5 protein-coding genes are annotated in these 5,774 nt (G+C 47.4%); 2 read left to right on the forward strand and 3 right to left on the reverse strand.

All coding sequences use genetic code 11. The annotated features are described in order from the left end of the window. The 3 genes from AC9UH7_RS05915 to AC9UH7_RS05925 form a co-directional block, all read right to left on the reverse strand. A partial coding sequence (locus AC9UH7_RS05915) for a transaldolase family protein (protein ID WP_509596187.1) occupies positions 1 to 563 on the reverse strand: 563 nt, incomplete at its 3' end. After that, a complete protein-coding gene (gene tkt, locus AC9UH7_RS05920; RefSeq protein ID WP_509596189.1) occupies positions 563 to 2,605 on the reverse strand; it encodes a transketolase in 2,043 nt (680 codons plus the stop codon). The genes tkt and AC9UH7_RS05915, both read right to left, overlap by 1 nt. A 3-nt stretch (positions 2,606 to 2,608) precedes the next feature. Further along, positions 2,609 to 3,484 (reverse strand): COX15/CtaA family protein, encoded by an 876-nt coding sequence (locus AC9UH7_RS05925; RefSeq protein WP_509596190.1) that lies wholly within the window; start codon positions 3,482 to 3,484, stop codon positions 2,609 to 2,611. A gap of 82 nt (positions 3,485 to 3,566) precedes the next feature. Here AC9UH7_RS05925 and AC9UH7_RS05930 point away from each other — a divergent pair, with 82 nt between their 5' ends. Further along, positions 3,567 to 4,241 (forward strand): helix-turn-helix transcriptional regulator, encoded by a 675-nt coding sequence (locus AC9UH7_RS05930; RefSeq protein WP_509596191.1) that lies wholly within the window; start codon positions 3,567 to 3,569, stop codon positions 4,239 to 4,241. Next, positions 4,238 to 5,647, forward strand: coding sequence for a Fe-S cluster assembly protein SufB (gene sufB / locus AC9UH7_RS05935; protein WP_509596193.1), 1,410 nt, complete (start codon positions 4,238 to 4,240; stop codon positions 5,645 to 5,647). Before AC9UH7_RS05930 ends, sufB begins: the two co-directional genes overlap by 4 nt. Positions 5,648 to 5,774: the final 127 nt, after the last annotated feature.

Here is a 5,774-nt window from a genome sequence, read left to right on the forward strand (position 1 = left end):
GGATTGTCGCACTGTTCCAAGCCCTTCATGAAAGCGTCAATTACTTGACCGTAACGCTTAACAGAAAAAATGAGCGTTACATTTACACTTATTCCAGCTGCAATGAGCGCTGTAATCGCCGGTAATCCTTCGATCGTTGCTGGAACTTTTATCATCACATTTGGTCGATCCACGATTGACCAGAGTTCTTGGCCAGCGGCGATAGTTCCTGCAGTGTCTCGCGCAAGACGAGGGTCAACTTCAATACTTACTCGACCATCAAAACCTTTGCTGCTGGAAAACACTGGTGCAAATAGATCGCATGCCTGACGAACATCATCTGTTGTTAGTTTCTTTACAACATCATCAACTGCTGCAGCTTTCATCGCGGCAATATCTGCGCTGTATTCAGCTGCCCCGCTAATGGCTCCACTAAAGATGCTGGGATTAGTTGTTACGCCAACGACGCCACTCTTTGCGATTCTGGAGGGAAGTGATTGGGGGTCTGTGCCCGTGATCTTGGCTCGTGATAGATCATCGAGCCAAATAGAGGTTCCGGCACTTGCTACATCATGAACACTCATTAGATCGCCTTCTTTACTTGGGCAACGATATTCTCTACTGAGAAACCAAACTCTTTGAACAAACGCTTTGCATCTGCTGAGGCTCCGTAATGTTCAAGGGAAATGGCAACACCGCTATCACCAATTAACTCGCGCCATCCCTGTGCAATTCCAACTTCTATGCTCACCTTAACAACGCCAGGAGACAGGACTGAGTTTTTATATGCCTGGTCTTGTTCAGCAAACCATTCAAGACAAGGTGCGCTCACAACTCGCACATTGATTCCTTCTGCGGCAAGTGCTGTTTGTGCCTCAATGGCCAGTGATACTTCTGACCCGGTAGCGATCAAAATGGCTCGCGGGTTTTCTGCATCTTTCAAAATGTAAGCACCCTTTGCCGTTCCACTTGCTGGAGCGCAGTCACTTCGATCAAACACCGGCAGATTTTGGCGAGATAAAAGGATTCCTGTGGCTCTGCCTCGCATCAAGATCTTTTTCCATGCTTGTGCGACCTCGTTAGCATCTCCCGGACGGACAACATCTAGGCCAGGAATAGCTCGCAAGGCTGCGAAGTGTTCAATCGGTTGATGGGTGGGGCCATCTTCGCCAACGCCAATCGAATCATGAGTCCACACAAAGATTGAACCAATATTCATGAGGGCAGCCAGGCGTACAGCTGGGCGCATGTAATCGCTAAACACAGCAAATGTTCCACCGAATGATCTTGTCAACCCATGCAGAGTTATTCCATTGAGAATAGATCCCATTGCGTGCTCGCGAATACCAAAGTGAATAATTCGACCATAAGGGTTCGCCCCTTCAATTGCAGAAGAAGATGGAAGAAAAGAACCACCGCCCTTAATGCTTGTGTTGTTGGAGCCAGCTAAGTCAGAGGAACCTCCCCAAAACTCTGGAAGTTTTTTGGCTAGTGCATTAATCACTTCACCTGACGCTGCGCGAGTTGCAACATCTTTGCCTGGTGCAAAGACTGGAATGTCAGAATCCCAACCCGCAGGCAGTGCTTTGCTACGTAATCTTTCAAGGAGTGAAGCTTTTTCAGGATTGCTTGATTTCCAATTTGAAAACTTTAGATCCCAATCTTTTCGCAATTGTGCACCGCGCTCTTTAACTAGACGAGCATGTGCCAAAACTTCTGCAGGCATTGCAAAATGTTCATCGGGATTCAACCCGAGTGCGATCTTTGTTGCCTTGACCTCTTCTTCACCCAGTGCTGAGCCATGAGAGGCTGCGGTCCCTTGTGCTTTTGGCGCTGGCCATGCAATTACAGAACTCATGCGGATAAGAGTTGGTTTCTTACTTTCCTTCTTTGCTGCCACCATCGCGGCATCAAGTGCGACAAGATCTACGTTGCCATCTTTGGCAGCACTAACTTCAATCACATGCCAGCCATAAGCGCGATAACGGGCTGACACATCTTCCGTAAATGCGTTATGTGTATCGCCTTCAATGGAAATTCTATTGTCATCATAAATAAGATTGAGATTTCCAAGTTCTTGAGTTCCGGCAAGTGAGTGAGCCTCTGCGCTAACTCCTTCTTGTAGATCACCATCAGAACAAATAACCCAAATAGAATGATCGAAAATAGAAGTATTAGCTGGTGCTTCGGGATCTAGTAACCCGCGTTCATAACGCGCAGCCATTGCCATGCCGACCGCTGTTGCTACACCTTGACCTAAAGGTCCGGTCGTCATTTCTACGCCTGTAGTGTGACCGTATTCAGGATGGCCTGGCGTTAATGAACCCCATGTTCTAAAGCTTTCAAGGTCTTTCATCTCAAGGCCATAACCACTTAAGAAGAGTTGAATATAAAGAGTCAGCGATGAGTGGCCGCAAGAAAGAATAAATCGATCTCTGCCTAACCATTGTGGATCTGAAGGATCGTGCACCAAGTGTCGTTGGAATAGTGAGTATGCAACAGGTGCTAGAGACATCGCTGTTCCTGGGTGACCATTGCCAACCTTTTGTACCGCATCAGCTGCAAGGGCGCGTGCGTAGGCTACGGCTTTATCATCGAGTTCAGTCCAACCTGTTAGTGCACTCATTCTTTATCCATTCTGTGTGATTACCGACAGTCGGATCCGCCACGCTGCGATCCATACCAATGTCGCTCCCAGTAAATGAGCGGCAACTAAAATTTCAGGAATTCCAGTGAAGTATTGAATGTAACCAATAGCACCTTGAGCTAGTGCGATCACTGTAAACATCTTGATTGCTTTCTTGGTCCTGACACTCGTTCCTATTGCAACATAAAATGCGAGCGTAAGACCCAAAAGAAATATGACTGCATCGGCGTGCATCCAAGCAACTGTTCGAATGTCAAAGCCAAATCGTTTTGCTTGCGCATCGCCAGCATGTGGTCCAGATCCAGTAACAATAGTTCCAAGCACGATTACTGAAAATGAAATTGCAGTGTGGGCCAGAGCTAACTTGTTTGTTAAAGGGGATGCTTTTACAAAAATGGCAGGTTCGTATCTTCGGGAATACAACGAGGCAGCACCCGCAATGAGGATAATTGAGAGCAATAAATGTCCAGCTACAGGAATTGGATTCAAGTCAGTCAGAACGGTAATTCCGCCAAGAATTCCTTGCCCGAAAATGCCAAGAAATTGACCCATAGCTAATCCGCGCAAATCTTTTCGATTGCTTCTAATGACTGCAATAACAACCGCGACAGATGCAATAACTAAAACAAAAGTTAGCAATCGATTTCCAAATTCGATCCAAACATTGAGTTGAGGCTCTGCTTGATGAGCAACGGGGGTGTAGGAACCCTCTGTGCATTCAGGCCAAGTGGGGCAACCCAATCCAGAACCAGTCAGGCGGACTGCACCGCCAGTGACAACTAGGGCTGATTGAAGGAAAAGAAGCAATCCTGTGGCTGGTGCCAAAAATCGAGAGGCTAGATTTTCGGCTTTGGGCATGGCCTAAGCCTATGACCCTTAAGCCACGCTGGGCCCTCGAGTGGCTCTCTGTGTCGAATTACGACACAATAACGTTGTGAAAATGACCGGAGCCAATCCTGCTGGGGAAGATGCTCGTACCCGCGACCTTGTGGCCCGGTCAATTCTAGAAAATGGGCCATCCACCGCGGCGGTTTTGGGGGAGCGTCTTGGCCTTACCGCGGCAGGAATTAGGCGTCACCTAGATCTTTTGGTGGCAGATGGCGTTGTCGAGGCACGTGAACCACGCTCTTCTTCCATCCGTGGACGCGGTCGACCTTCAAAAGTTTTCGTGATGTCAGATGAAGGCCGTGAAAAGTTCGAACATTCCTATGATGACTTAGCAGTTGCGGCATTGAAGTTCATGTCAGCTCAATCTGGCGCTCATCTTGTAGATGGTTTCGCGCAGTCTCGCGCCGATGATATTGAACGACAGGCGCAAAAGTTTATTTCAAAGCGTGCAGGCAAAGTTGATGCACTTGCAGAGTTTCTGACTGATCAAGGTTATGCAGCAAGTGTTCATGACAAGCCAATGGGTCAGGAGCTTTGCCAACACCATTGCCCAATTGCCCACGTTGCATCTGAATTTCCACAACTGTGTGAGGCAGAAACAGAAGCACTTTCAAAACTATTGGGAACACACGTTCAACGCCTTGCAACGATCGCACATGGCGATGGCGTGTGCACAACTTTTATACCAAAGACACAAACAACAACAACCCGAAAGGTACGTGCATGACAACAGCACATCCAGAACTCGACGGACTCGGCAACTACGAATACGGTTGGTCAGATAAGAGCACGGCTGGCGATAACGCTAAGCGCGGGCTCAGTGAAGAGGTCGTCCGCGACATCTCATCAAAGAAATCTGAACCACAGTGGATGCTCGATTTGCGTCTCAAGGGTTTAGACCTATTCGGTAAGAAGCCAATGCCTAATTGGGGATCAGATCTTTCAGGAATCTTCTTTGACACCATTAAGTACTTTGTTCGTTCAACAGAAAAGCAAGCAACCACATGGGATGACTTGCCTGATGACATTAAGAACACATACGACCGCCTCGGAATTCCTGAGGCTGAAAAGCAACGCCTTGTGTCAGGTGTTGCCGCACAGTATGAATCTGAAGTTGTCTATCACTCAATCCGTGAGGATCTAGAAGCCCAAGGCGTAATTTTCTTGGATACAGACAGTGCGCTAAAGCAGCACCCAGAGTTATTCAAAGAGTATTTCGGGACTGTTATCCCAGTGGGAGATAACAAGTTTGCAGCACTTAATACTGCGGTGTGGTCTGGTGGCTCATTTATCTATGTGCCAAAGGGTGTCCATGTTGATATTCCATTGCAGGCTTACTTCCGTATTAATACAGAAAACATGGGTCAGTTCGAGCGCACATTAATCATCGCTGATGAAGATTCATACATTCACTACGTAGAAGGTTGCACAGCACCAATCTACAAGTCAGATTCTTTGCACTCTGCAGTTGTTGAAATCATTGTGAAGAAAGGTGCGCGCGTTCGTTACACCACGATTCAGAACTGGTCCAACAATGTGTATAACTTGGTAACCAAGCGCGCAACATGTGCTGAAGGTGCAACCATGGAGTGGGTCGATGGAAACATCGGTTCAAAGGTAACCATGAAGTACCCAGCGATTTTCTTGATGGGTCCACACGCAAAGGGTGAGACTTTGTCACTTGCATTTGCCGGCGAAGGACAACACCAAGATTCTGGTGCAAAGATGGTTCATGCTGCTCCATACACATCATCTTCTGTTATTTCTAAATCTGTTGCACGTAACGGTGGTCGCACCTCATACCGTGGGCTTGTTCAGGTTCAAGAAGGTGCACACCACTCTGCGAGTACAGTGAAGTGCGATGCACTTTTGGTAGATACGATTTCTCGTTCAGACACATATCCTTATGTTGATATTCGTGAAGATGATGTCTCTATGGGTCACGAAGCTACAGTTTCAAAGATCAGTGATGATCAATTGTTCTATCTGATGTCACGTGGTTTGAATGAAGATGAAGCGATGGCCATGATTGTTCGTGGATTTATTGAACCTATTGCGCGCGAACTTCCTATGGAATACGCACTTGAGCTCAATCGCCTCATCGAACTTCAGATGGAAGGCGCTGTGGGCTAATGACTGTTTTAGCAACTAATTACTTAACGCCTACAGGGCGCGAGGAAGCGTGGCGATTCACACCGCTTAAGCGTCTTCGTGGTCTGCATGATGGCAGCTCGGTGCAGTCTGATCGATCAACATTGAT

The organism is Candidatus Planktophila sp., assembly GCF_044348745.1.
GTDB lineage: Bacteria > Actinomycetota > Actinomycetes > Nanopelagicales > Nanopelagicaceae > Planktophila.